The organism is Streptomyces sp. P1-3 (assembly GCF_050613155.1).
Taxonomy (GTDB): Bacteria; Actinomycetota; Actinomycetes; order Streptomycetales; family Streptomycetaceae; genus Streptomyces.
On sequence record NZ_CP192512.1, the window covers coordinates 5,313,897 to 5,333,704 of the forward strand.

At 72.6% G+C, this 19,808-nt stretch carries 19 protein-coding genes and 1 tRNA gene; 14 read left to right on the plus strand and 6 right to left on the minus strand.

Annotated features, from left to right (window positions below):
- Positions 1 to 8 precede the first annotated feature (8 nt).
- The 5 genes from crcB (ACQUSR_RS22475) to ACQUSR_RS22495 all read right to left on the minus strand — a co-directional run bounded on the left by crcB (ACQUSR_RS22475) (position 9) and on the right by ACQUSR_RS22495 (position 3,568).
- Positions 9 to 383 (minus strand): fluoride efflux transporter CrcB, encoded by a 375-nt coding sequence (crcB, locus tag ACQUSR_RS22475; RefSeq protein WP_431044398.1) that lies wholly within the window; start codon positions 381 to 383, stop codon positions 9 to 11.
- Positions 380 to 736 (minus strand): DUF190 domain-containing protein, encoded by a 357-nt coding sequence (locus ACQUSR_RS22480; RefSeq protein ID WP_431044399.1) that lies wholly within the window; start codon positions 734 to 736, stop codon positions 380 to 382. The genes crcB (ACQUSR_RS22475) and ACQUSR_RS22480 overlap by 4 nt, the downstream gene beginning before the upstream one ends.
- Positions 733 to 1,137 (minus strand): fluoride efflux transporter CrcB, encoded by a 405-nt coding sequence (crcB, locus tag ACQUSR_RS22485; protein WP_431044400.1) that lies wholly within the window; start codon positions 1,135 to 1,137, stop codon positions 733 to 735. The genes ACQUSR_RS22480 and crcB (ACQUSR_RS22485) overlap by 4 nt, the downstream gene beginning before the upstream one ends.
- Positions 1,138 to 1,382: 245 nt before the next feature.
- Positions 1,383 to 2,453, minus strand: coding sequence for a polyprenyl synthetase family protein (locus ACQUSR_RS22490; RefSeq protein WP_431044401.1), 1,071 nt, complete (start codon positions 2,451 to 2,453; stop codon positions 1,383 to 1,385).
- Positions 2,454 to 2,722: 269 nt separating this feature from the next.
- Positions 2,723 to 3,568 (minus strand): polyprenyl synthetase family protein, encoded by an 846-nt coding sequence (locus ACQUSR_RS22495; protein WP_431044402.1) that lies wholly within the window; start codon positions 3,566 to 3,568, stop codon positions 2,723 to 2,725.
- 547 nt (positions 3,569 to 4,115) lie between these two features.
- Here ACQUSR_RS22495 and ACQUSR_RS22500 point away from each other — a divergent pair.
- The 7 genes from ACQUSR_RS22500 (at position 4,116) to ACQUSR_RS22530 (ending at position 9,859) form a co-directional block, all read left to right on the plus strand.
- Complete coding sequence (locus ACQUSR_RS22500; RefSeq protein ID WP_431044403.1) at positions 4,116 to 4,262, plus strand: lasso RiPP family leader peptide-containing protein; 147 nt, start codon at positions 4,116 to 4,118, stop codon at positions 4,260 to 4,262.
- A gap of 5 nt (positions 4,263 to 4,267) precedes the next feature.
- Positions 4,268 to 6,067 carry a lasso peptide isopeptide bond-forming cyclase gene (locus ACQUSR_RS22505; protein ID WP_431044404.1) on the plus strand — a complete coding sequence of 600 codons (1,800 nt, stop codon included), beginning with the start codon at positions 4,268 to 4,270 and terminating at the stop codon, positions 6,065 to 6,067.
- Positions 6,067 to 6,351 carry a lasso peptide biosynthesis PqqD family chaperone gene (locus ACQUSR_RS22510; protein WP_431044405.1) on the plus strand — a complete coding sequence of 95 codons (285 nt, stop codon included), beginning with the start codon at positions 6,067 to 6,069 and terminating at the stop codon, positions 6,349 to 6,351. Before ACQUSR_RS22505 ends, ACQUSR_RS22510 begins: the two co-directional genes overlap by 1 nt.
- The gene (locus ACQUSR_RS22515; RefSeq protein WP_431044406.1) at positions 6,348 to 6,761 is read left to right on the plus strand and encodes a lasso peptide biosynthesis B2 protein; all 414 of its coding nucleotides are present in this window, start codon (positions 6,348 to 6,350) and stop codon (positions 6,759 to 6,761) included. Before ACQUSR_RS22510 ends, ACQUSR_RS22515 begins: the two co-directional genes overlap by 4 nt.
- Before the next feature lie 141 nt (positions 6,762 to 6,902).
- Positions 6,903 to 7,523, plus strand: coding sequence for a toxin (locus tag ACQUSR_RS22520; RefSeq protein ID WP_431044407.1), 621 nt, complete (start codon positions 6,903 to 6,905; stop codon positions 7,521 to 7,523).
- Between the two features lie 63 nt (positions 7,524 to 7,586).
- Positions 7,587 to 8,861, plus strand: coding sequence for an MAB_1171c family putative transporter (locus ACQUSR_RS22525; RefSeq protein WP_431044408.1), 1,275 nt, complete (start codon positions 7,587 to 7,589; stop codon positions 8,859 to 8,861).
- Positions 8,858 to 9,859, plus strand: coding sequence for an aldo/keto reductase (locus ACQUSR_RS22530; RefSeq protein WP_431044409.1), 1,002 nt, complete (start codon positions 8,858 to 8,860; stop codon positions 9,857 to 9,859). Before ACQUSR_RS22525 ends, ACQUSR_RS22530 begins: the two co-directional genes overlap by 4 nt.
- Positions 9,860 to 9,995: 136 nt before the next feature.
- Here ACQUSR_RS22530 and ACQUSR_RS22535 read toward each other — a convergent pair.
- Positions 9,996 to 10,068, minus strand: a tRNA-Arg gene (locus ACQUSR_RS22535).
- Between the two features lie 391 nt (positions 10,069 to 10,459).
- On the opposite strand from ACQUSR_RS22535, the gene ACQUSR_RS22540 reads away from it, so the two are divergent.
- From ACQUSR_RS22540 to ACQUSR_RS22570, 7 genes are all read left to right on the plus strand, one after another.
- Positions 10,460 to 12,070: a dynamin family protein gene (locus ACQUSR_RS22540; protein WP_431047778.1), complete on the plus strand. Its 1,611-nt coding sequence runs from the start codon at positions 10,460 to 10,462 to the stop codon at positions 12,068 to 12,070.
- A gap of 5 nt (positions 12,071 to 12,075) precedes the next feature.
- The gene (locus tag ACQUSR_RS22545; protein ID WP_431044410.1) at positions 12,076 to 14,184 is read left to right on the plus strand and encodes a GTPase; all 2,109 of its coding nucleotides are present in this window, start codon (positions 12,076 to 12,078) and stop codon (positions 14,182 to 14,184) included.
- A gap of 237 nt (positions 14,185 to 14,421) precedes the next feature.
- On the plus strand, positions 14,422 to 14,976 hold the full coding sequence (locus tag ACQUSR_RS22550) for a single-stranded DNA-binding protein (RefSeq protein ID WP_431044411.1): 555 nt from the start codon (positions 14,422 to 14,424) through the stop codon (positions 14,974 to 14,976).
- Between the two features lie 201 nt (positions 14,977 to 15,177).
- Positions 15,178 to 16,572 carry an LAETG motif-containing sortase-dependent surface protein gene (locus ACQUSR_RS22555; protein WP_431044412.1) on the plus strand — a complete coding sequence of 465 codons (1,395 nt, stop codon included), beginning with the start codon at positions 15,178 to 15,180 and terminating at the stop codon, positions 16,570 to 16,572.
- A gap of 231 nt (positions 16,573 to 16,803) precedes the next feature.
- Positions 16,804 to 18,468, plus strand: a complete 1,665-nt coding sequence (gene ettA, locus ACQUSR_RS22560; protein ID WP_431044413.1) for an energy-dependent translational throttle protein EttA — start codon at positions 16,804 to 16,806, stop codon at positions 18,466 to 18,468.
- 1 nt (position 18,469) lies between these two features.
- Positions 18,470 to 18,955, plus strand: a complete 486-nt coding sequence (locus ACQUSR_RS22565; RefSeq protein WP_431044414.1) for an acyl-CoA thioesterase — start codon at positions 18,470 to 18,472, stop codon at positions 18,953 to 18,955.
- Positions 18,952 to 19,725, plus strand: coding sequence for a hypothetical protein (locus ACQUSR_RS22570; protein WP_431044415.1), 774 nt, complete (start codon positions 18,952 to 18,954; stop codon positions 19,723 to 19,725). Before ACQUSR_RS22565 ends, ACQUSR_RS22570 begins: the two co-directional genes overlap by 4 nt.
- Positions 19,726 to 19,808: the final 83 nt, after the last annotated feature.

The window sequence follows — 19,808 nt, forward strand, 5'->3', positions numbered from 1 at the left end:
GGGGCCGGTCAGCCCCACACCGCCTCGCCCAGCGCGACCCCGGCGAACGCCGCGCCCAGGCCGGCCGCCACACTCCCCACGGTGTTCGCGAACGCGAAGAGCCGGGCGTTGTTCTCGGCCAGCCGCAGGGTCTCGTAGGAGAAGGTGGAGTACGTGGTCAGCGCACCGCACAGGCCGGTGCCGAGCAGCGCCTGGAGCCGGTCAGGGGCCGCCCCCGCGTTCGCCGCACCGGTGAGCAACCCCAGGACCAGGCAGCCCACGACATTGACGGTGAAGGTTCCCCAGGGGAAGACGGAGTCGTGGCGGCGCTGTACCGCGCGGTCGGTGAGATAGCGCAGCGGCGCGCCGATCATGCCGCCGACGACGACGAGGAACCAGTTCACCGATCGCCTCGCGATGCGCGATCGCGACGCGCGTAAAGCAACGTCTCGACCGGGTCGAGCACCACCAGCCCGTCGCCGAGGACCTCGTCCAGCTCGGGGAGGAACGCCCGTACCCGCTCCTCGGTGTCCACGATCACCACGGCGACCGGCAGATCCTCGCTCAGCGACAGCAGCCTGGCGGTGTGGACACGCGACGACGCCCCGAAGCCCTCGACGCCGTGGAAGACGCTGGCGCCCGCGAGCCCGGCGCGGTGCGCGCGGTGCACGATCTCGGTGTACAGCGGCTTGTGGTGCCAGGTGTCGCCCTCGCCCAGGAACACCGTCATCCGCAGCGCGTCCGCGCCCCGTCTCATGCCGGCCTCCCCATCAGGACCCGCCGCGTCGCCGTCGCCGCGAGCCACACGGCGGCCAGCGCAGCCGCCGGCGTGGCCGCCAGATAGAGCACGGCGGTCCCGGCCCGGCCCCGGTCCACCAGCCCGGTCACGTCCACGGCGTACGTGGAGAAGGTGGTGAAGCCACCGAGCACGCCGGTGCCCAGGAACGGGCGGACCAGCGGATGCGCCGTGCGCACCTCGGAGATCAGCACCAGCAGGACGCCGATCGCGGCGCAGCCGGCGGCGTTGACGGCGAGGGTGGTCCACGGGAAGGCGTCCGCCGCGGTGGGCCACAGCCGCGAGGCGCCGTACCGCGCCGCCGCGCCGGCCCCGCCACCGAGCGCCACGGCGCCGACGATCCGACCCTGTGCCGTTTCCATGCCCTCGCCACGCCTCGTTCCGTTCCGCGGTCTCAGGCTAGCGCCGACCGGTCCGTACGGCCGTACGAGGCGGCGCCCCCTCCGGTTTTCCAGGGCCGCGTCCCAGTCGTGCGAGGGCGGCGCCCCGGCCTCCCGGGGCGCGGCCTTCAGCCGTACGCGGCGGCGGGGGCCGGTCGCGCGGCCCCCCAGCCCTACGAGAGCGGCGCCCGCGCTGGGGCGCCCGCCGCCCACGGCGGGCGCGCCTGCTACCTGTCGCGGTGGACCGCGGCCTCGGCCATCGCGTGCAGCTCCGCCGCCCACTCCTCGGGCAGCGCCGCGCTCACCGCCTCCTTGGCCACCTTCAGCCGCTCCTCGATGACCGCCTCCACCCGGTCCCGTATCCCGGTACGGATGAGCAGGGCGTGCAGGGCGTCGGGGTCGGTGCCCGGGAGGTCGTCGCCGACCAGGGCGCGTACCTCGGGCTCGTCGCCGAGCGCGAACGACATCAGCAGCGTCATCTTGTGCTGCTTGAAGTCCAGCCGGACCGGCTTGCCCGTGACCTCGGAGCTGCCGAACGCGTCCAGCAGGTCGTCCCGCAGCTGGAACGCCTCGCCCAGCGCCAGGCCGTACTCCTCGAACGCCGCCAGCAGCTCCGCGGGCGCCTGCGCCAGGCTTCCGCCGACCGCCAGCGGGCGGGAGACGGTGTAGCGCCCGGACTTGAACAGCGCGATCCAGCGGGCCAGGCCCGCGTCCGGCCGGAACCGGGCGGCGGCCCGGACGTCGAGGAACTGCCCCACCATCAGCTCGGTGCACAACTCGCCCCACGTCCGGCGGCCCTCCGCCGAGCACGCCGACATCAGCCGCTCCGCGTACACCAGGGCGAGATCACCGGCGAGCACGGCCACGCTCTCGCCGTAGCGCTGGGCGTCGCCGTGCCAGCCGCGCTCGCCGTGCAGCGCGGCCTGCCGTATGTGCGCGGTCGGCTCGCCCCGGCGCAGCTCCGAGGCGTCGAAGACGTCGTCGTGCAGCAGCGCGGAGGTGTGCAGCAGCTCCAGGGCCGCGGCCGCCTCGACCGCCTCCGACGAGCAGGGGGCACCGCCCGCCGCGAGGTACGCGGTGACGCAGAAGGACGGCCGCAACCGCTTGCCGCCACTGGCGACCATCTCCGCGACGATGTCCACGAGCTCCACCGCGTCGGGGTTCAGCCCGGCCCAGGCACGCCGCTCCTCGGCGAGGAACCCGGTCAGCCGCTCTTCCACGCGCGCCAGCATGGCGGTGCGCAGCTCGCGCGGTGCGGCCGCCGGGGCGGCGGCCGGCGGGTGCTCGGTGACAGTCACTGCGGGGCTCCCTGGCATGGCGAGGACGAGGTCCTCGACGGCGGTGGTGATGGCCTCGACAATAGGCGGTCCGCCGTGGGTCCCCGGATCCAGCCAGGATTCCGCCCCCGCGGCCGGCGCCTCACGACGCCCGCGTACAGGGCTCCGTACGACGTACGTCCCGGCACATGCTCCCGCACGACGTCCCGGCCCGGCCGCCGTCACGTCTCCCGACCAGCGGGGGGCTCGGTGGTCGTGCCGGGAGGGCTCAGGGGCCGCCCCGAACGACCTCAGTGGTCGCGCCGGGCCACGAGGTCGCACAGGGCGTGCAGCGCACAGGTCGCCGGCCCCTCCGGCAGGCCCTCCAGGGCCGCCCGCGCCCGCGCCAGCCGCGCGTACGTCATCGCCCGCGCCTCGGCCACCGCCCCCGTGCCGTACAGCAGGTCCAGGATCCGGGTGACGTCCCGGGGCCCGGCCGGTCCGGCCGTACCCCGCGGGCCCGACAGCAGCGCACGGAGCTCCTCGGTCTCCCGGCGCCGGTCCGCAAGCGCGATCACGGCCGGAAGCCCGGCGGCCCCGGTCGGCGTCCCCAAGGCCGCGTCGACGAGGTCGTCGGACATCCGGAGCGCGAGGCCGAGCTGCTCGCCGTACTCCGCGAGCGCGGCGCGCGTACCGGAGCCGGTCGAGCCCGACCGTACCGCGCACAGCTGCAGCGCCATCGAGGTCAGAGCCGCGGACTTCCCGGCCGTCACCTCCGTGTAGTGCGACAGGAGGTCCTCGCCGTCCATCGGGCCGACCAGCTCCCGCATCTGGCCCACCGCCAGCCGGTCGGCGGTCCGGTCCCGCAACCGCACCACCTCGGGTCCGAGTTCGGCCGCCACCGAGGCGGCTTTCATCAGCAGCCGTTCGCCGGCGTACGCGCGCGCCGTCTCCTCGTCTCGTGCACGGGCGTGGGGCACGCGCGGTGCGTCGGCCCAGGTGCCGGCCCCGGCCATCACGTAGTCGTGGAAGGGCGAGGCGACATGCAGCAGCTCCGCCAATGCCGCGGCCTTGACCGCGCTTTCGGTGTCGCAGTCGCCGAACTCCGCGCCGATCAGTGCCAGCAGCGGGTGAAGGCGCGTTCCGTCCGCCGGCATGAGGAGACGTCTCGCGGCCTGTGCGACACAGGGGTCCCGGAGCTCGGTGGCACAGTCCCGCAGTCGTCTCTCGGACGCTTCCAGACCGTGTGCGAGACGGGCCTCGAGATCAGGATCGCTGAGGGCGAGTTCCGTCGTCAGTGAGTCCCTGTGCGCGGGTTTTGCGAAGGAGACCATGAGACGGGACGTTAAAGGAAAAGCAAACCGTGGGCCATACATTCTGGCAGGAAGGTGCCATCGCCTTCCCGGCGCCGCCCACGGCACCGGCCGCGTGATCGGCCGGGCACTCGTCGTTCACCCCTCCTCGCGTGGCAGCTTGCTGCCGGTCCCGTTCGCCGACCGGCTCGACCGCGATGGAGTACGCGGATGTGCCCGTACCCCACGACGCGGCCGTGAGCAGGCAGGAAACTCCGCCGGAGCCGACGGGCTCCTGAACACCCAAGGCTCCCTGCGCCGCCCCCCCCCCGGCCAGGGAACGCCGGACGTTCCGCGCACGACGGAGCAGCCGGCGAAGGGAATGCAAGTGCGACGAAAGGAAGGAACAGAGATGACCGACCGCGAATCCACTGCCAGGCCCATCGAGACGGAGATCTACGAGCCCCCGATGCTGCTCGAGGTGGGCGAGTTCTCCGAGGACACACTCGGGTTCGGCAGCCGTTACACCGACGTCCTCGGCGAGCAGGGCTGGGGATGAGGTGAATGACCACCGGCTTCCTCGTCCTGCCTGACCTGCCGGAGGCATCCCTCCTCCCCGTCCAGGCGCCATGCGCCGTATCACACCGGTCGGGGCGGCCGTGGATCGTGGGCAGTTGGCCCTCGGACGAGCTGGTGCAGGCGGACGCGGGACCGGTGCGGGTGGCGGTGATCGGGTTCTGCCGGGTCACCGCCGCCCGGCTGACGGAACTGACCCGTCAGGTGCGCACGATCGCGGACGCCGACGTCCTGGCCCGCGCGCTGCCGGGCAGCTTCCACCTCGTCCTGTGGGCGCACGGCCGGCTCAGGATCCAGGGCACCCTCACGGGATTGCGCCAGGTCTTCCACACCCGGCTGGACGGCCTGCCCGTCGCCGGGGACCGGGCCGATCTGCTGGCGGGCCTGACAGCGGCGTCCGTGGACGAACAGGCCCTGGCCGCGCGCGTCGCGTGCGGCGGCGCGCTCCCCCCTCCGCTGAGCGAGCGGAGCATGTGGACCGGGGTGTCGGCGGTCCCGCCCGACCACAGTCTGATCATCGACGGCGACCGGACGCACGAGGCCAGGCGCTGGGACCCGCCGGCGCCGAGTCAGCCCCTCGCGCCCGGCGCGGCCGGCGTACGGGACGCCCTGCTCTCCGCCATGACCGGCGCCCGCACATCGGGAGGCCGGTTGAGCACGGACCTGTCCGGCGGCATGGACTCCACGGCGCTCTGCTTCCTCGCCTCCCGCGACGACCCCGCCCTGCTCACCTTCCGATGGGAGGAGGCGGAAGCCGGCAACGACGACGCTTTCTACGCGCGGCACGCGGCGCAGGCGCTCGACCGGGCCCAGCACCTGGTCGTACCGCAAAGCCGGCTGCCGGAGATCTTCGCGGACCCGGCGGCGCGGTCCGACGCCGAGCAGCCGTACCTCTTCACCCGCACCCTCGCCCGTATGCGCCGTACCGCCGAGATCCTCGCCGAGCACGGGTCGCGGCGGCATCTCGCCGGACACGGCGGGGACGAGCTCTTCACCGGCTTCCCCGGCTATCTGCACCGGCTGATGCGCCGCCGCCCACTGACGGCGATCCGCCATCTGCGCGGCCACCGCGCCCTCAGGCGCTGGCCGTTGGCCGCGACCCTGGCGCAGCTGCTGGCCGCTGACACCGCCGCCGCCTGGTGGCGCGCGCAGGCGGACCGGCTCACCACACCCCCGTCCCGTGGCCGGATCCCCCCTGTCGGCTGGGGCGTGCTCCCCGTCCACGCCCAGCCCTGGGTCACCGGGAAGGCCCTGGACGCCACCCGGGCCGCCCTGCGCGGGGCAGCGGGAGAGCACGGCCCGCTCGCGGAGGACCGGGGACAGCACCAGACCCTGATGGCGCTGCGCACCACCGCACCGGCCTACCGCCAACTGGCCCGGATCTTCGCGGCGCACGGGGTCCGGCTGCACCAGCCCTACCTCGACGATCACGTCGTGGAAGCCGCCCTCTCCGTACGGCTGCACGAGCGCGCCACCCCCTGGCGCTACAAGCCACTGCTGGCCGAGTCCATGACCGGCCTCGTCCCGGACCTGATCCTGAGCCGGACGACCAAGGGCGACTTCAGCCAGGACCTACGTGTCGGCCGACGACGCAACCTTCCCGCCCTCCTGGACATGTTCGCCGATTCGGCCATCGCCGAACTGGGCCTGATCGACCGGGACGTGCTGCGCACCCGGCTCCTCGCACCTCAGGCGGATCTGACCAGGGACATCGCGCTCGAGCAGCTGCTCGGCTGTGAGACCTGGCTCCGTGCCGCCCGTTCGATCCGCATCCCGTGGGAGAACTGATGCCTGTGCCCCCGCCCCCTGCCGTGCCCGCCCTGGACCCGGATGTCTCCCTCGCCGAAACCGACGACGGCGCGGTGCTTCTCCATCAGCGCACCGGTCGTTACTGGCAACTCAACCGCACCGGCGTCCAGGTGCTGCGCCGCCTGACCGAAGGCTGGCCCGCCGAGCGCATCGCCGCCGAACTCGCCACCCGTCACCAGATCGACACCGATGCGGCTCACGGCGACGTGACGCGCCTGATCGAGGGACTGACCTCCGCCCGGCTGCTGAGGATGCCGTCATGAGCACTCCGGCCGCCCTGACCGAACGGCGCCGCCTTCCCCTCCACCGGCGCCTCGTTCCCCTGTGCGCCGTGGCCGTCGCCCGCGTCCTCGCCAAGCTTCCGCCGGTCCGCCTCCGCAAGGTCCTCGAACTCATGCGCCGCGGCGCCACCAGTGCCACCTTCGATCGGACGAGTGCCGCCCGGCAGGCCGTGATCTCGGTAAGCCTCCGCTGTGCCGGCCAGGCCTGCCTGCAACGTTCCATCGCCATCGCGCTCCTGTGCCGCGCCCGTGGAACCTGGCCCACCTGGCACACCGGCGTCCGTGTCAATCCCTTCGCCGCCCACGCCTGGGTCGAGGCCGAGGGCCGCCCTGTCGGCGAGCCCTTTCCCAAGGGCCATTACCACCCTCTCCTCACGGTCCCGCCCGTCTGACGGAAGCGGGCGGTCTGCGGCCGGGTAGCGAGGCGGTCCCGGAGGATGTGAGCCAGGGGCCGCCTTCCGCCTTCATCGCGTACCTTGGGCCACGGCCGTCGACGACGGCCGCCGGACACCGGGGAAGGAGCGACGTCGGCCGTGGCCTTGACCTCCAGGGCGCACAAGCAGCCCCGCAAGAAGGACCTGAAGAAGGATCTCAAACATCTGCGGCGGGCTTCGGAAGCGGTGCTGACACGCCTGGACCTGCCCGACGGATGCGACATCGCCGCGCTGATGGAGCGACTCAGTGCGGACCGAGGCCGCCCGATCCAGCTCGTGTCGCTCCCTCTGGGCGCGAAGGCCCCCTGCGGTATGTGGCTGGCGACGGACACCTTCGACGTCATCGTCGTCGAGGCGGACACCAGCCGTCTGCACCAGGACCACATCATCGCCCATGAGCTCGCGCACATGCTGTGCGACCACCGCGACTCGGCGGGATTCGACGAGGCGGTGATGGGGAGCCTGCTGCCGAATCTCGATCCACGGCGGGTGCGGGAGATGATGGGACGCACCGGCTACTCCACCGAGGAGGAACAGGAGGCGGAGACCGTCGCCTCCCTCATCCTGGAACGCGTCACCCGGCCTCCGGTGGAGTCGGTGTGGTGTGTTCCGTCCGCTGACGCCGAGACGGTCGCGCGTATCGAGAGCTCGCTCAATCCGGGGCTCATCCCGGGGTCCAACCTGGGGCTCAACCCGGGGCCGGGATCCCATGCGCGGTAGGTGTCGTCGTGCGTCGTCGGCCCACGGGCCGACGGGACGTCTCATGACTGGTGTGGACGTCTCATGACCGGCGTGAAGGCCGTCGTCTTCCCCGCGTGCGCCGCCCTCTGCGTACTCGCTCTGCTCTACAAGCTGCGCGACCTGCGCCATCAGAGAAACGATCCGGCACTGCTCGCGCTGCTCGTCGCGTTCTTCTGCAAGGGGATCTCCTTCACGCTCTCCACGCCCTCCGTCTCACAGGCCGTGGACGCCCGCCTGGGAGTGGCCGACCTCGGTGCGCTCGGCATCCACCTCTTCGGCGGCGTCGCGTCCAGCGCCGCCTTCCTCACGGCGATCGTCTACTGGGTGTACCCGCCCGAGACCGCCCGGCGGCACGCCGTCGTCCGGCTGCTCATCGCGGCCCTGTGCGCGGTCGCCATGCTCACCCTGTGGGCGGCGGCGGGAACGGGCGCACAGCAGCGCAGCGCGCACTATCTGCTGCAGAACGCGCACCGCCCGCTGGTGGCCGCCTATCTGCTGCTCTACGTCAGCGCGTTCGGCGCCGGAATGATCGAGATCATCCGGCTGTGCCGGCGCTACGGGCGGGTGGCCGGGCGGCAGTGGCTGCGAAGGGGCCTGTACAGCACGGCGATCGGCGCGAGCGCGTGCCTGGTCTACTGCCTCAACCGCCTGGCCTCGCTGATCGCGGTGCAGTGCGGACTGGACCCGCTGGAATGGGAACTGCTGACGCCGGTGGCCAATGGGACCGGCATCTTCTTCCTGGTGGCAGGGCTCACCATGCCCTCCTGGGGACCGGGTGTCTCCAAGCGGCGGCGCCTGGTCCGCAACTTCGTCACCTACCAGCGGCTGCATCCCCTGTGGAGCGCGCTGTACGCGGCCGTTCCGGACATCGCGCTCAACCCGCGCCGCACCGGCCGCCTCGCCCGCTTCCTGCCCGGCGACATCAGCTATCGCCTCTACCGCAGTGTCATCGAGATCCAGGACGGGCTGCTCGCGCTCCGGCCGTACATGGACCCGGCCGTGGCCGCCGGCGCCCGGAAGGCGGCCGAGGAGGCAGGGCTGTCGGGCGACCGGCTGCACGCCGTGGTGCAGGCCAGATCGCTGGAGTCGGCGCTGCGCGCGAAGCACGACAACCGTCCGCCCGTCCGGACGTCCACGGTGCTCGTCCCGGAGGCCGCCAAGGGGGGCCGCACCGCACAGGCCGAGCCGGGCTACACCGAAGAAGTCGCGTGGCTGCTGCACGTCGCCCGCGCCTACACCGCTCTTCGCCCTACTGATCTTCGGCCCACCGCTCTTCGGCCTACTGATCTTCGGTCCACTGAGAGGAACGTTCGATGAAGTACCGCAAGCTGGGCGACAACGGCCCCGAGGTGTCCGCGATCGGCCTGGGCTGCATGGGCATGTCGATCGCATACGGCGTTCCGGACGAGGAGGAGTCCCAGCACACGCTGGACCGCGCCCTCGAGATGGGCGTCACGCTGCTGGACACCGCCGACGCCTACGGGCGGGGTGACAACGAGGAGTTGGTCGGCCGCTGGCTGCGCCGGCACGCTCACGAGCGGGACCGGGTCGTCGTGGCGACCAAGTTCGGGCTCCGCCATGACGCGGCGACGGGCCGGGTCGGCGACGTCGACACCTCCGCCGACTACGTTCCCCTCGCCTGCCGGGCCTCACTGCGCCGCTTGGGTGTTGAGTACATCGACCTCTACTACGCGCATCGCCGCGACCCCGCCACGCCCGTCGAGGAGACGGTCGGGGCCATGTCCCGGCTGGTGGAGGCCGGGCTGGTCCGCCACATCGGACTCAGCGAGGTCAGCCCCGCCACACTGCGCAAGGCCCATGCCGTCCACCCGGTCAGCGCGATCCAGGTGGAGTACTCCCTGTTCACCCGCGGCGTGGTGGAGGGCGAACTGCTCGCCACCTGCCGCGAACTGGGCATCGCCGTCGTGGCCTACTCCCCGCTCGGGCGCGGGATGCTCACCGGAGCGGTCTCCTCTCGCGACGACCTGGTCCCCCAGGACAACCGCCGGCGCTGGCCGCGGTTCGCCGACGAGAACATCCAGCACAACCTGGCGCTCGTACAGGCCGTACGGGACGTCGCCGAGCGGATCGGCTGCTCGCCGGCTCAGGCCGCGCTGGCCTGGCTGCTCGCCCAGGGTGAGGACATCGTGCCCATCCCCGGCACCAAGCGCCGCCGCTACCTGGAGGAGAACGCCGCCGCAGTGGCACTGACCCTGACCGAGACCGACCGCGAACTGCTGCGCCAGGCCGTGCCCGAGAAGGCGGTGGCGGGCGAGCGGTACCCGGCACAGGCCCTGGAGCGGCTGGGCCACTGAGCGCCGACCGGAATCCGGCACTGAGCGCCGGCCGGAATCCGGCCGCCGCGCCCCCTGCGCCCGAACGGTCCGCCAGTCCCTCGAAACCGCTCCTGACCAGCAAAAAGACCCTCCCGTAGGAGGGTCATGCGTGGAGCGCCCCCGGCAGGACTCGAACCTGCGGCCAAGTGCTTAGAAGGCACCTGCTCTATCCACTGAGCTACGGGGGCCGGTGGTGGTGGCCATGACCGCCGCGACGCCCCGGTTGCCTGCGGTACCGACCGTACGGGCCGTGTTGCCGGTGGCCGGGCTTCGGGCGGATCCGTGACCTTGCCGGGGACAAGAATAGGGGTCCGTACACCTCGTCCCGGTTGCTTCACCTCCGTGGCACGTTGTGGAGGTTCGGTGAAGCGGTCCTGATAATCGCAGGCAGGTACGAATCCTGCACCGTTTTTCACGTCCCAAGGGGCGGGTGTTGTGTACTCGTTATGCCTGAGTCTCCGTCGCGATCACCGCTCCATGCCCCATCTGGGGTGATCCGGGTGGGTCTGATCGTCGCGTGTGCCCGGCCATACGCTTCAAAAAGCGGACAAAATTGTGCATTCTGCACCCGTGGCGATCATGGACGTACGGCCCCGACTGCTCGACACGCTGTCCGCACTGCGCGGCAGTGTCGACGCCGCACGTTTTCCGCTGCCTCTCCCCGGCGCCGCCCGCGCCCGCAGAAACCGTGCCGAGCTTCTCGCCCAGCTCGACGACTACCTCGTGCCCCGCCTGCGCAACCCCGAAGCGCCGCTGCTCGCCGTCATCGGCGGCTCCACCGGCGCGGGCAAGTCCACGCTCGTCAACTCACTCGTCGGGCGGCGGGTCACCGAGGCCGGGGTGCTGCGGCCCACCACCCGTACGCCCGTACTGGTCTGCCACCCCAGCGACCACCCCTGGTTCGCGGGACAGCGCGTCCTGCCGCAGCTCACCCGCGTGTGGGTGCCCCCGCAGGGCGACACCGACCAGGACCCCGAGGACGACGAGACGGCGGATGACGGGGTCGTCCACCTGCGGATCGAGAGCGACCCGGCGCTGGAGCCCGGGCTCGCGCTCCTCGACGCACCCGACATCGACTCCCTCATCACACGCAACCGCGACCTGGCCGCCGAGCTCATCTGCGCCGCCGACATCTGGGTGCTCGTCACCACCGCCACCCGCTACGCCGACGCCGTGCCCTGGCACCTGCTGCGCACCGCCAAGGAGTACGACGCCACCATGGTCACCGTTTTGGACCGGGTGCCCCACCAGTTCGCCGCCGACGTCTCACGCCAGTACGGCGCGCTGCTCACCGCCGCCGGACTCGGGCAGGTGCCCCGCTTCACCATCCCCGAACTGCCCGAGTCCGCGGGCGGCGGCAGCGGGCTGCTGCCCGCCACCGCCGTCGCCGCGCTGCGCGACTGGCTCATCCAGTGCGCGCGGGACCCCGAGACCCGGGCCGCCGCCGCGCAGCGCACCGCCGCCGGCGTCCTCGCCTCGATGCGCTCCCGGATGCCCGCGCTGGCCGGAGCCGCCGCCGCGCAGCACGCCGCCGCGGTACGGCTCGTCCAGCGGGTGGAGGACGCGTACCAGGGCGCCATCGAGCGGGTACGGAGGGAGATCGCCGCGGGCGCGGCGCTCGCGGGCGGCGCGCTCACCCACTGGCACGGATACCCGGCCGACAGCACCCCCGCCGAACTGCTCACCGCCCTCACGGACTCCCTCGCCACCCTGCTGCGCGGCGCGGCCGCCGCCGCCGACGAGGAGATCGCCGCCGGCGCCGAACGGGAACCGGCCGCCCGGGTCGGGCTCGCCCCGCGCGACGCGGGCGGCGCGGGCGAACGCATGGGCGTGGCGGCCCGCCGCTGGCGGCGCCATGTCGAGGAGCTGACGGAGGAGGAGGTGCGAGGGCTGCACGTCACCGAGCGCGGCGGCGGCCCGGACCCGGAAGCCGTCGCGGCGCTGCTGGTCACGGCGCTGTTGGGCGGCCGCCGGGCCAGGTCCGCGGGCGAGACCCTCGCCGAGACGCTCGGCGCGCACGGGGTCCTGGGCCTACAGGACCGGGGCGGGCGACTCCTGGGCACCTACGTCGAGCGGGCGCTGGAGGCCGAGCGGGATCGCAGGCTCGCCCCGCTCGACGCGCTCGACGTCGCCCCCGACCACCAGGTCCAGCTGATCGCGGCGCTGTCCGTACTGCAGAAGGAGAGGTGACCGCGGTGACGGCGACGGGACACGAGGGGGAGCGGTACGGCAGGGAGCGGTACGCGGGCGAGCGGTACGACGGTGAGCGGTACGACGGCGAGCGGTATGGCAGGGCGCAGCGGTACGACGGCGAGTGGGCAGGCGAGCACCCGGCCGGGAGAGCGGGCGCCCCGGACCGCACGCCGGCGGCACCGCCGAACAGTCGCGGCGGCGGAACGGAGACGGCACGCACGGCGCTTCTCCTGGGTACGGCGCCCCTGCCGGGTACGGCTCCTCTTCCGGGTACGGCGCCCACGCCGGGTACGGCTCCTGCGCCAGGCATGGCGCATACGGCGCGTACGACGGGTACGGCGAGCTTCGCGGGCACCGCACCTCCGCGGAGCGGGGACGCGTCGCACCCGTACGGGACCGTCGGCGCTCCGGCCGACAACGGATGGCGCGGTTCCGGAAGCGCTTCGCGGCACGGGTCCGTATCCGGTGCAGGATCCGGTGCCGGGCGGGACTCCGGCGCCGGACGCGGCTCCTGGGCGGCGTCCCCCGACCGCGGCGCCGACTGCCCGTACCCCCGAGGCGGGGCCCCGCGCACCCTGCGCCCGCGCCTGGACGCGCTGCGGGACCTGGTCGGGCTGTCCCGCAACCGACTGGACCGGCGCGCGCTCGCCGAGGCCGGCCGGGTGCTGGACGAGGCCGCGGCGCGCGGGCGCCACTCCCTCGGGCACACCGTCGTCGCACTCGCCGGAGCCACCGGAAGCGGCAAGTCCACTCTCTTCAACTCCCTCGCGGGCACCGAGCTCTCCAGGGCAGGGGTGCGGCGGCCGACCACCGCCGAACCGGCCGCCTGCGCCTGGACCGATCACGCCGACGGGCTGCTGGACCGGTTGGACATCGCACCGCAGGCCCGCCACCGGCCGGTGGACCCCTACGACGGGGTCCTGCGCGGGCTCGTCCTGCTGGACCTGCCCGACCACGACTCGGCGGCCACGGGCCACCGGGAGCGGGTCGACCGGCTGCTCGGACTGGTCGATGCGGTGGTGTGGGTGGTGGATCCGGAGAAGTACGGGGACGCCGTGCTGCACGAGCGCTATCTGCGGCCGCTGGCGGGCTACGCGGAGGTGACCTTCGTCGTGCTCAACCAGGTGGACCGGCTGCCGGGCGAGGCGGCCGACCAGGTGCTGGACGACCTGCGGCGGCTGCTGGACGAGGACGGACTGGCGCTGGGCGAGCACGGCGAGCCGGGCGCGACCGTGATGTCGGTGTCCGCGCTGACCGGCCAGGGCGTCGGCGAACTTCGGAAGGCACTGGGCCGGTTCGTGGGCGAGTGCGGCGCCGCCGAGCGGCGGCTGTCCGCGGACGTCGACGGCGCCACCGAGCGGCTGCGTCCGGCGTACGTGGGGGACGGCGGGGGTGCCGGCCTGGCCAAGGAATCGTGCACGGACTTCGAGGACCGGCTGGCGGACGCGGCGGGAGCGGAGGCCGTCGGACAGGCGGCCGAGCGGATGTGGGTGCGCGAGGCGAGCCGGGCGTGCGGGACGCCGTGGGGGCGGCTCGGCCGCGGCGGTGTACAGGAGGCGGGCGGACCCATGGCGGCGGAGCCGGTGACGGCGCGCCCGGCGGTCGACGAGGCGGTACGGATCGTGGCGGACGAGGGCGCGGTGGGACTGCCGGCGCCGTGGGCGCAGGCGGTTCGCGAGACGGCGCGGCGGGGTGCCAAGGGGCTGCCGGAAGCGATGGACGAGGCGGTGGCCGCGGTGGCCCCGTACGGAGGCCCGCCCCGGCCGCCGTGGTGGTCGGCCGTGGCGGTGGCCCAACTGGCGCTGCTGGTCCTGCAGATGGTGGCCATGGGGTGGCTGGTCGGCGCGGTGGTGGGCCGGCTCGACTACGAGTGGTGGAAGCCCGCGCTGCTCCTGGCCGGCGGGGTGCTCAGCGGCCCGGCACTGGCGTGGGGCTGTGTGCTGGTGTCGCACGGACCGGCCCGGGCGTACGGGCAGACGGTGGAGCGGCGCATGCGGGAGGCGGCCGCGGGGTGCGGACGGACCCGGGTGCTGGAGCCGGTGGCGGCTGAACTGACGCGGTACCGCGAGGTGCGGGAGAAGTACGCGGTCGCGGCCGGCGGGTCCGGTTGAGGAGCCGTCACTTCGGTCAGGGGAGCCGTCACGTCGGCCAGGAGGAGCCGTCACGTAGATCGGGAGGAGTCGTCACGTAGGCCGGGAGGAGTCGTCACGTCGACCACGCGCCCCGATCGGGTGACCGGGTTGTCCACAGGCCGGTGCTTGTCCACACGCCTCAGCGGATTTCGGCCGGCCGGGGCAGCATGAGGACACGGCACGAGAGATGAGCGGCAGCGGGGGAGGCTGGTCCGAATGAACGAGACCTTGGTGACCTTGGTGGGGAACGTGGCGACACGGCCGGAGTTCCGGGAGACGGCGTCGGGGGTGCCCGTGACCCGGTTCCGGCTGGCGGTGACGGCACGGCGCTGGGACCGGGCGCGCGAGGTGTGGCAGGACGCGCACACGAGCTTCTACACGGTGTGGGCGTGGCGATCGCTCGCGGCGAACGTGGCCGCGTCGGTGACCATCGGAGAACCGGTGGTCGTGCAGGGGAGGTTGCGGGTCAGGGAGGAGTGGCGGGACCTGGGAGACACTCCGCAACCAGGGGGCGCCCAGGACCCGAGGGACGCCCGGGACCCGAGGGCTGTGCTGGACCCGAGGGGGGTTCAGGAAACCCTGGACGCGGGGCCCGGACACATGGGTGCCGGTGGCGCCGAGGGCGGCCGGGGCCGGGGCCACGAGAGCGATCGGCGGGTCTCGGTGGAGATCGACGCGCTGGCGGTGGGGCACGATCTGGCCCGCGGCACCGCGGCGTTCAGGCGGGTCTCCCAGGCCAAACCGCAGCTGACCGGGGCAACAGCCCCATGAAGACCGGAGATTTATCGATATCGCCAGGTCACGGATCGGTCCTGGCGATAACGATTCCGATTCGGATCGCTTAGCCGTGCACATTCAAGGGGACCGGGGTGAGCCGAGCTCCTTAGGATCCGTGCCCACGGGGGTTTCCTGAGTTTTGAGTTCGCCGGCGAGACGCCCCTCGATGACCTGTGCTCGCCCGAAGGGGAAATCATGATCTCTGCAAAGAGGCGCGGTGCTGCCCGCCTTGCCGCCGCTGTCCTGGCCTCCGGCCTGGCCGCGGTCGGCGCGATAGCCGTCGCGGGCCCCGCTGTTGCGGATGACGCGACCTCCGGCCAGGGCGGCGCGACCGCCACGCTCACCGGCCTCAGAGTCTTCGACCAGGCGGTCATCCACGGGAACGGCGAGGATCAGGAAGTCGGCGCCGGCCTGTTCGAGATGACGGTCGACAACGGCGGCACGATTCAGACGTACTGCATCGACATCCACAACCCGACGCAGCAGAAGGCGCGGTACCAGGAGAAGCCCTGGGACGCGACCTCGCTGCACAACAACCCCGACGCCGGCAAGATCCGCTGGATCCTGCAGAACTCCTATCCGCAGGTGAACGACCTGTCGGCGCTCGCGGCCAAGGCCGGCTCCGGTGCCCTCACCGAGAAGACCGCCGCCGCCGGTACCCAGGTCGCCATCTGGCGCTTCTCCGACAAGGCCGACGTCGAGGCCGTCGACCCGGCCGCGGAGAAGCTCGCCGACTACCTGGAGAAGAGCGCGCAGGGGCTGGAGGAGCCCAAGGCGTCGCTGACCCTGGACCCGCCGGCGGTCTCCGGCAAGTCCGGCGAGCGGCTCGGCCCGATCACCGTGCACACCAACGCCGCCCGGGTCGCGGTCACCCCGGCCGCCGGGGCCCCCGCCGGTGTCAAGGTCGTCGACAAGAACGGGAAGCCGGTCACCAGCGCCGCCAACGGAAGCCGGCTGTACGTCGACATCCCCGCCGGCGCCGCCGACGGCTCCACCACGTTGACCGCCCAGGCCGCGACGAAGGTCCCCGTCGGCCGCGCGTTCGCCAGCGAGAGCAAGAGCCAGACCCAGATCCTGGCCGGTTCCAGCGAGAGCACCGTCTCCGCCACCGCCACCGCCACCTGGGCCAAGAAGGGCCCGATACCGGCGCTGTCCGCCGAGAAGAACTGCGCCAAGGGCGGCGTGGACGTCACCGCGGCGAACAAGGGCGACGAGCCGTTCACCTTCGAGCTCGCGGGCAAGGAGCACACCGTCGAGGCGGGCAAGTCCGAGACGATCACCGTCCCGGTGCGGGAGGACCAGGCCTACAAGTTCACCATCACCGGTCCGAACGGCTTCGAGAAGACGTTCTCCGGCGTCCTCGACTGCAAGACGGCGGGCAGCGGGGGCGGCCAGGACACCCCCTCCAGCAAGCCGAGCCCGGCCTCGGCCGGCGGCACCACCGGTGGTGAGACCACCGGCGGCGACCTCGCCGAGACCGGCAGCAGCAGCAACACCCCGATGATCGCGGGCATCGCGGTCGCGCTGGTCGCCATCGGCGGCGGAGCGGTCTTCTTCCTCCGCAAGAAGAAGTCCGGCGCCGCTGAGTGAGGGCGAGGTGACCGTCTGAGACGGTGAGCCTCTCGCGGCCCCGGGGGCGCCATCGGCGCACCGGGGCCGCCGTGCCACCGGCCGCGGCGCGCCGGAGGCCCGCCGCGCTGACGGCCACCGACTGGGTTTCCGCCGCGGCCTTGTCGTGCGGCAAGATGGGGTGTATCTGCCCGCACGCGGCCCGGTTGGCTCGGCCGCGTATCGACACCTATAGATGCCGGACGGTTTCTCTTGGCTGAGTACATCTACACCATGCGCAAGACGCGCAAGGCGCACGGTGACAAGGTGATCCTCGACGACGTGACGCTGAGCTTCCTGCCCGGCGCCAAGATCGGTGTCGTGGGCCCCAACGGCGCCGGTAAGTCCACGGTGCTGAAGATCATGGCCGGTCTTGAGCAGCCGTCGAACGGTGACGCGTTCCTTTCGCCCGGCTACTCCGTGGGCATCCTGCTCCAGGAGCCGCCGCTGGACGAGTCCAAGACCGTTCTGGAGAACGTCGAGGACGGCGTCGCCGAGGTCAAGGGCAAGCTCAACCGGTTCAACGAGATCGCCGAACTGATGGCGACCGACTACTCCGACGCGCTGCTGGAGGAGATGGGCAAGCTCCAGGAGGACCTGGACCACGCCAACGCCTGGGACCTGGACGCCCAGCTGGAGCAGGCCATGGACGCCCTGGGCTGCCCGCCCGGCGACTGGCCCGTGACCAACCTCTCCGGTGGTGAGAAGCGCCGCGTCGCGCTGTGCAAGCTGCTGCTGGAGGCCCCCGACCTGCTGCTGCTGGACGAGCCCACCAACCACCTGGACGCCGAGTCCGTGCAGTGGCTGGAGCAGCACCTGGCCAAGTACGCGGGCACCGTCGTCGCGATCACCCACGACCGGTACTTCCTGGACAACGTCGCCGAGTGGATCCTCGAGCTCGACCGCGGCCGCGCCCACCCGTACGAGGGCAACTACTCCACGTACCTGGAGAACAAGGCCGCCCGCCTCAAGGTCGAGGGCCAGAAGGACGCCAAGCGCCAGAAGCGGCTCAAGGAAGAGCTGGAGTGGGTCCGCTCCAACGCCAAGGGACGGCAGGCCAAGTCCAAGGCCCGTCTGGCCCGGTACGAGGAGATGGCCGCCGAGGCCGAGAAGACCCGGAAGCTGGACTTCGAGGAGATCCAGATCCCGCCGGGCCCGCGCCTGGGCAGCGTCGTGGTCGAGGTCAACAACCTCTCCAAGGCGTTCGGCGAGAAGGTCCTCATCGACGACCTGTCCTTCACCCTGCCGCGCAACGGCATCGTCGGCGTCATCGGCCCCAATGGTGCCGGTAAGACGACCCTGTTCAAGATGATCCAGGGCCTGGAGCACCCGGACGCCGGTGAGATCAAGGTCGGCGAGACCGTCAAGATCTCCTACGTCGACCAGTCCCGCGCCAACATCGACCCGAAGAAGACGCTGTGGGCCGTCGTCTCCGACGAGCTGGACTACATCAACGTCGGCCAGGTCGAGATGCCCTCGCGGGCCTACGTCTCCGCGTTCGGCTTCAAGGGCCCGGACCAGCAGAAGCCCGCCGGTGTGCTCTCCGGCGGTGAGCGCAACCGCCTCAACCTGGCGCTCACCCTCAAGCAGGGCGGCAACCTGCTGCTCCTCGACGAGCCGACCAACGACCTCGACGTGGAGACCCTGTCCTCCCTGGAGAACGCGCTGCTCGACTTCCCGGGCGCGGCCGTGGTCGTCTCCCACGACCGCTGGTTCCTCGACCGCGTCGCGACCCACATCCTCGCGTACGAGGGCGACTCCAAGTGGTTCTGGTTCGAGGGCAACTTCGAGTCGTACGAGAAGAACAAGATCGAGCGGCTCGGCCCGGACGCCGCCCGTCCGCACCGTGCCACCTACAAGAAGCTCACCCGGGGCTGACGTGGCCCGCCACCTCTACTCCTGCCCCCTGCGCTGGTCCGACATGGACGCGTTCGGCCACGTCAACAACGTGGTCTTCCTCCGCTACCTGGAGGAGGCGCGCGTCGACTTCATGTGGCGGCTCGCGCCGGGGGACGGCAGTGACGCGTTCACCGGCGGCGTCGTCGTGTCCCGGCATGAGATCGACTACCTCAAGCCGCTCGTCCACCGGCACTCGCCGGTGACGATCGAGACCTGGGTGACGAAGATCAGCGTGGCCTACCTCACGCTCGCGTACGAGATCAAGGACGAGGAGGCCGTGTACGTGCGCGCCTCCACCGTCCTCGTGCCGTACGACTTGGCGGCGGGCCGTCCGCGCCGCGTCACGCGCGAGGAGGAGAGCTTCCTGCGGCAGTACCTGGAGGCCGGACCGTCGCGCGGCGGGCCGGCCGGCGGCTCCGGCGGCGCCAGGCCGGACCCGGAGCCGGAAGGGGCCGTCGCCGTATGACGGTGCCCGCGCTCCACTTCGCCGACGACCGGGAGGCGGCGGACATTGCCGCCTTCCTGGCCCGGCTGCTCCATTACGACCGTGCGGCGGCCGTGCGGCTCCAGGCGGGCGGCGGAGTGCTCGCGGTCTTCGGCCGTCCGCCGTCCTTCGAGGTGCTCGCGATCCGTACCGCGCGGCTCGCCGACGGCCCGTCCCGGCTGGACGTCACCGTCTCCGCCGGGCAACTCGCCGACGCGCTGGACGCGGCGCCGGCATCCGACCGGGAGAGTGCGCCCGGCGGGCGGACCGTCGCCGTGCCCGAGGCCGTCACCGGCCCGCCGTGGGCCGGGGTGCTGCCGCCGCGCGGCGGCTGGCGGCGCGTCGAAGGCGTCCCCGGCCAGGAGGAGATGCGTACGGCGGTGGCCGCCGCCGTGGCGGAGTTCCGGGCGCGGGACGAGGCGCTGCCCGCGGAGCGGCGCACCCGCGCCGAGCGCGATCGCATCGGCCGCGAGATCTGGTCCCGCACCCTCGGCGAGACCGGGCTGCCGCTGCGCGCCGTCCACGCGGCGCAGTCGCTGGGCTTCCTGCGGCCGGTAGGGGTCAGGCCCGCGACCCCGGCAGTGCCGGCCGGGGCACCGGCTCCGGCGCGCGCCGCGGCCGGGGCGACGGCGGTCGCGGAAGAGCCCATCGCGCTGCTGGCAGCGGCCGGCTGGCTGCGGCTGCGTACCCCGTACGGATCCATCGCGGTCCGTACCGGCGGGCTGTCCGCCCTGTCGGTCACTCCGGCCTGACCCGGCCGCCCCGTCCGTCAGGGCGCGCTACCGGGGCGCGCGCCCCATGCTCGGTGGGTGTCACGGGGCCCGGTGGGTGTCAC

Excerpts from the sequence above, each read along its gene's own strand:
- ACQUSR_RS22480 (WP_431044399.1), bottom strand. The coding sequence starts at position 736 with ATGAGACGGGGCGCGGACGCGCTGCGGATGACGGTGTTCCTGGGCGAG.
- crcB (WP_431044400.1), bottom strand. The coding sequence starts at position 1,137 with ATGGAAACGGCACAGGGTCGGATCGTCGGCGCCGTGGCGCTCGGTGGC.
- ACQUSR_RS22495 (WP_431044402.1), bottom strand. The coding sequence starts at position 3,568 with ATGCCGGCGGACGGAACGCGCCTTCACCCGCTGCTGGCACTGATCGGC.
- ACQUSR_RS22500 (WP_431044403.1), top strand. The coding sequence starts at position 4,116 with ATGACCGACCGCGAATCCACTGCCAGGCCCATCGAGACGGAGATCTAC.
- ACQUSR_RS22505 (WP_431044404.1), top strand. The coding sequence starts at position 4,268 with ATGACCACCGGCTTCCTCGTCCTGCCTGACCTGCCGGAGGCATCCCTC.
- ACQUSR_RS22510 (WP_431044405.1), top strand. The coding sequence starts at position 6,067 with ATGCCTGTGCCCCCGCCCCCTGCCGTGCCCGCCCTGGACCCGGATGTC.
- ACQUSR_RS22515 (WP_431044406.1), top strand. The coding sequence starts at position 6,348 with ATGAGCACTCCGGCCGCCCTGACCGAACGGCGCCGCCTTCCCCTCCAC.
- ACQUSR_RS22525 (WP_431044408.1), top strand. The coding sequence starts at position 7,587 with ATGACCGGCGTGAAGGCCGTCGTCTTCCCCGCGTGCGCCGCCCTCTGC.
- ACQUSR_RS22530 (WP_431044409.1), top strand. The coding sequence starts at position 8,858 with ATGAAGTACCGCAAGCTGGGCGACAACGGCCCCGAGGTGTCCGCGATC.
- ACQUSR_RS22540 (WP_431047778.1), top strand. The coding sequence starts at position 10,460 with ATGGACGTACGGCCCCGACTGCTCGACACGCTGTCCGCACTGCGCGGC.
- ACQUSR_RS22550 (WP_431044411.1), top strand. The coding sequence starts at position 14,422 with ATGAACGAGACCTTGGTGACCTTGGTGGGGAACGTGGCGACACGGCCG.
- ACQUSR_RS22555 (WP_431044412.1), top strand. The coding sequence starts at position 15,178 with ATGATCTCTGCAAAGAGGCGCGGTGCTGCCCGCCTTGCCGCCGCTGTC.
- ACQUSR_RS22570 (WP_431044415.1), top strand. The coding sequence starts at position 18,952 with ATGACGGTGCCCGCGCTCCACTTCGCCGACGACCGGGAGGCGGCGGAC.